4 protein-coding genes and 2 pseudogenes are annotated in these 4,279 nt (G+C 64.1%); 3 read left to right on the top strand and 3 right to left on the bottom strand.

Annotated features, from left to right (window positions below):
• Positions 1-130: 130 nt before the first annotated feature.
• Positions 131-252 (bottom strand): annotated as a pseudogene (locus tag GQY20_RS32745) (IS5 family transposase); the annotation flags it as partial.
• Between GQY20_RS32745 and GQY20_RS32740 the strand changes: the two are divergent.
• A complete protein-coding gene (locus GQY20_RS32740) occupies positions 199-732 on the top strand; it encodes a molybdopterin dinucleotide binding domain-containing protein (protein ID WP_157221197.1) in 534 nt (177 codons plus the stop codon). The pseudogene GQY20_RS32745 and the gene GQY20_RS32740 sit on opposite strands and share 54 nt — an antisense overlap.
• A gap of 196 nt (positions 733-928) precedes the next feature.
• Entirely contained in the window at positions 929-1,519 is a 591-nt protein-coding gene (locus GQY20_RS31795) for a carboxymuconolactone decarboxylase family protein (RefSeq protein ID WP_157221196.1), read from the top strand.
• 230 nt (positions 1,520-1,749) lie between these two features.
• Here the strand turns inward: GQY20_RS31795 and GQY20_RS31790 are convergent.
• Positions 1,750-2,343, bottom strand: a pseudogene (locus GQY20_RS31790) (IS630 family transposase); the annotation flags it as partial.
• Positions 2,344-2,427: 84 nt separating this feature from the next.
• Between GQY20_RS31790 and GQY20_RS31785 the strand changes: the two are divergent.
• On the top strand, positions 2,428-3,459 hold the full coding sequence (locus tag GQY20_RS31785; protein WP_157221195.1) for an IS110 family RNA-guided transposase: 1,032 nt from the start codon (positions 2,428-2,430) through the stop codon (positions 3,457-3,459).
• A gap of 125 nt (positions 3,460-3,584) precedes the next feature.
• Here GQY20_RS31785 and GQY20_RS31780 read toward each other — a convergent pair whose 3' ends face one another.
• Positions 3,585-4,073 (bottom strand): helix-turn-helix domain-containing protein, encoded by a 489-nt coding sequence (locus tag GQY20_RS31780; RefSeq protein ID WP_157221194.1) that lies wholly within the window; start codon positions 4,071-4,073, stop codon positions 3,585-3,587.
• Positions 4,074-4,279: the final 206 nt, after the last annotated feature.

The raw sequence follows: 4,279 nt of genomic DNA, 5'->3' as shown, positions 1-4,279 counted from the left end.
CGCTGCTCATAACCATCCCGTCTTCATCTGGGCATGGTCACGATGGCGGCGAATACACCAGTCTGTCGCCGCCTGTTGTCATCGAAGAAAACGGGTTAATACGCAACTGTAGTACTAAGATCAGGACTCATTAATTGAGCCAGAAGATGACAGTTGCGGCGATGCAGATGGCGACACAAAGGTGTGGGCGCAGCGGTCGTGGCGGGTGTGAATGCGCCGCCAGTCCTTGAGTCTGCCGAACATATTCTCGATCTTGTGGTGCTGGCGATAGAGCACGGCATCGTGCGGGAGCTGACCCGGCTCGCCGGCACGTTGGCGCCGCCCTCGAACGCGCGTCGGGCGAACGAGTTCAGGTTGATATCGCGCCGCTTCCGCGAACTCCTCAATACATGGCTAAACGACGGCGTGACGACGCGCGATTCCGCCCACAATCCGCTGTCGATGCATTCCGAGAACATCGCCCGGCTCGGGTTGGCGCCCGGGTGCATCGTGACCGTCGAATCCTCGCATGGGGCCATTCAGGCAGTGCTGGCGAAGGACGACACGCTTCGGCCGGGCGTTGTCTTGATGACCCACGGCTACGGGCGCATCGACGCCTCGGGCGCGCCGATCGATCGCGATCCACAGCGGGGGTGCGAGCGTGACGCGGCTCATCGCCAACGACGTCGACTTCGATCGCTACTCGGGCATGCCAAGGTTCAGCGGGATCAACGTCAGCATCCGTCCGCATGAACGGTCGCTCGCCTTGTCGGAAGTGGAGCGATAGCAAAGCCGCCGCGAACGCCGTCAGAAGGCCTCGAGGTCCGGGCTGGCGCGCCGTCTCGACGACGTTTGGCTCGGTGACGGCGCGGTTGGCAACATCCACGTTGACAAGGGGCCCGTTCGAAGGGACCCTCGCGCATACCGGCAATCGCGGGGGGATAGGATCATGGCCAGACTGACCGCACTCGAACCTGACGAATTCGCGCCCGAGGTTCGCCACATCCTCGGCGAGACGGCCCTCGTGTCCAAGGAAAAGCTCGGGGTCGCGCGCATCTGGGCTCAGCGCCCCGACCTGATGGCCGCCTATTTTCAATTTCGTGCGGCGTTGATGGCGGCGTCCACTCTGTCTCCGCGGCTGATCGAATTGCTGCGCCTGCGAATCGCCTTGCATAACCAGTGCCGCAGCTGCATGGCGGTCCGGTACAGCCACGGAGTTCAGGAGGGGGTCACGGAGGATCTCGTTTGCCAGCTCGCCGACCCCGAGGAGGCGACCGACCTCAGCGATCGAGAGCGCGCCGCATTGCGCTATGCAGACCTGCTTGCAACCGATCACGTGGGCATATCCGACGCGACGTTCGATGATCTGCGCCAACACTTCTCCGAGCCGGAGATCGTCGAACTGTGCGCACATTGCGCCGCCTACGTCGGCTTCGGACGAGTTTCGATGTCCTGGGACATGGTCGACGACCTTCCCGAGCGGTTCCACGACCGCAGCGGCAAAGTGACGCCTTGGGGCGGGGACTCCATCCTGGTCTGACATCGCCGTCGCGGCCGTTCCAAAGAGGCGAGCGGCGCTGGGAAGATGGCAAATGTCCCCTTAAGTCAATCTTGAAGGAGACCTCGGCCAGCGCCAGCGCGCGGGGTCGCCCAGCAGCTACATCGGCATGGCATTGGTCGTGCTCAGCATCCCGTTCTGGGTGTATTTCTTCTCGAATAGGCCCTTCGCCTAAAACGACACCAAGAAGCGCCGGCCAACCTAGAGCATTTTCACGATGACTGTTGGTATCCGGCGGCATGGAAGTAGTTGGCGCATTCGTCGGGAAGGAAGCGATCGAGGAGCTGGCCGATGCGCTCGACTAGGCTGTCGATGGTCCGGACCGGCTCCTGCCGTAGCAGCGCCTTGAGCTTGGCGAAGGCCATCTCGATCGGGTTCATGTCCGGGCTGTAGGGTGGCAGGTAGAAGATCTGGGCCCGACGCTGGGTGAACGCTTCAAGCACGCCGGCGACCTTGTGCGCGGGCAGGTTGTCGAGCACGACGACGTCGCCGCGCCTCAGCGTCGGCGCGAGGACGTGCCGGACGTAGGTTCGGAAGGCGTCGCCATCCATCGCTCCGTCGAGCACCCATGGCGCGGTCATGCCAGTCAGGCGCAACCCCGCGATGAATGTCATTGTCTTCCAGTGCCCGAACGGCGCGCTGTCGCGGCAGCGCTCACCAACCGGCGCCCAGCCGTAGAGCCGCGCCATCTTGGTGTTGACGCCGGTTTCATCGAGAAAGACGAGGGCTTCAGGATCGATGAACGGCTGCGCTGCTCTCCACAGCTTGCGCCTTGCGGCGACGTCGGGCCGGTCTTGCTCGGCCGCCCGCAGCGCTTTTATGGGATGGCCCGCCCCTCCTCGGGCGCATCGGCTAGGATGCTGGTGCTGAAAAAGAGAAGGAGCGGACCCATGTCAATCGTGATCCTTGGCATCGATCTTGGCAAGAACCTGTGCAGCGTGGTTGGGCTTGATGCGACCGGCGCGGTCGTGCTGCGGCGATCGATGCGCCGGCAGACGGTGCTCGGCTTTGTGTCGAAGCTTCCGGCCTGCGTGGTGGCGATGGAGGCGTGCTGCGGTGCGCACCATCTCGGGCGGCTGCTGGCGTCGCAGGGGCACACCGTGAAGCTGATGTCGCCGGAGTATGTCCGGCCGTACGTGAAGGCGCAGAAGAACGACGACCGTGACGCGGAAGGGATCGCCGAGGCGGCGTCGCGGCCGACCATGCGGTTCGTCGAGCTCAAGAGCCAGGAGCAGCTCGATATTCAGACGTTGCACCGGGTGCGCTCGCGTTTGGTCGCCGCGCGCAAGACGCTGCTCAACCAGCTGCGCGCCATCCTGTTCGAGCGCGGTCATGCCTTCCCTGCCGGTCGACGCAAGCTCGAGTTGGCGGTCGACGCGATCCTGGTCGATCCGGATTACGCGCTCGCCCCCCGTATCCGCCAGCTGGTCGCCGACACGCGCGCCGAGTGGCGGGCGCTCGACAAGCAGATCGATGCGCTCAACGGCGAGTTCGTCGCGCTCGCCAAGGCCGATGAGGCGACGCGCCGCCTGGTGACGATCCCGGGCGTCGGCGTGCTCAATGCCACCGCGCTCATCGCCGCCATCGGCGATGGCGCGGCCTTCCGGCGCGGGCGTGATCTTGGCGCCTGGCTGGGCCTCGTGCCGAAGCAGCACACCACTGGCGGCAGACCGAAACTGCTGGGCATCTCAAAGCGTGGCAACACCTATCTGCGCATGCTCTTCATCCACGGAGCACGAGCGGCCATGCCGTCCTTGTCGAAGAGCGAGACGCCGCTGGGCGCCTGGTTGCGCGGCATGCTCGCGCGAACGCACCGCAACGTCGCGCTGGTGGCGTTGGCCAACAAGCTGGCGCGGATCGCTTGGGCGACCCTGCGCCGCGAACGGAACTTCGAACTGGCCCACATCGCCGTGGCCGGATGACCGGATCGGCCGCGGGGAGACGCTGCGGCCCCACCATGTTTGCAGGAAGGGAAAGGAAGATGGCCTGAAGGTCGACCGGCGTTCGGCAAGCCTGGTTCAAAAAACGGCACTCGATGCCGGCGCTTTTATGAGGAGCCGAGCGCGCGGATCTCCATCTTGGCCACGAGCATCACGCCCGTGAGACCGGATACGTTTGCGCAGACCCACTCAGCAGCCACCTTCAACAACCAACTTGCAAACGGGGCGGGCCATACGTTTTTAAACGACAGGCGGAGCCGCTTGGCCGCGTTCCACATCGCGCCGGTGCTGAGCTCGATACCATGCTCCGCCAGGACCCAGGCCTGCGCCTGCGCCAGTGTGATGCCGGGCCGCGAGCGGATGTGGGCAGCCAGCGCCAAGTCCTGCTCGGGCGAGAGCTTGCGCGGCGGATGACCCCGGTTCGGATTAATCCCCGCGTCGCCGGTCAGCCGACGCCGGATCAGCGCCTTGTAAATGTACGCGATGCTCACCCGGTACGTCGTTGCAGCTTGGCGGACCGCCATTCCACCGTCCACCGCACCAAGCACCCGGTCGCGTAAATCCTGAGAGTAACTCTGCCCTGATCGCCAACCCATCGCCGCCTCCTTCCAGACGGCTCCCTATGAATCACGCAATCAGCTCAAAGGGAATCCCCGCGATTCCGCCCATGATGAATCTGCTCTAGTACTACAGTTGCGTATTAACCCGTTTTCTTCGATGACAACAGGCGGCGACAGACTGGTGTATTCGCCGCCATCGTGACCATGCCCAGATGAAGACGGGATGGTTATGAGCAGCGCAT

The sequence above is a fragment of the Flavisphingomonas formosensis genome, assembly GCF_009755815.1.
GTDB classification, from domain to species: Bacteria; Pseudomonadota; Alphaproteobacteria; order Sphingomonadales; family Sphingomonadaceae; genus Flavisphingomonas; species Flavisphingomonas formosensis.
The sequence above is the reverse complement of the archived record's forward strand: the minus strand, read 5'-3'. Positions and strand labels throughout refer to the sequence as shown.

Coding starts and splice junctions, on each gene's coding strand:
- GQY20_RS31795 (WP_157221196.1), top strand. CDS start 929: ATGGCCAGACTGACCGCACTCGAACCTGACGAATTCGCGCCCGAGGTT.
- GQY20_RS31780 (WP_157221194.1), bottom strand. CDS start 4,073: ATGGGTTGGCGATCAGGGCAGAGTTACTCTCAGGATTTACGCGACCGG.
- GQY20_RS31785 (WP_157221195.1), top strand. CDS start 2,428: ATGTCAATCGTGATCCTTGGCATCGATCTTGGCAAGAACCTGTGCAGC.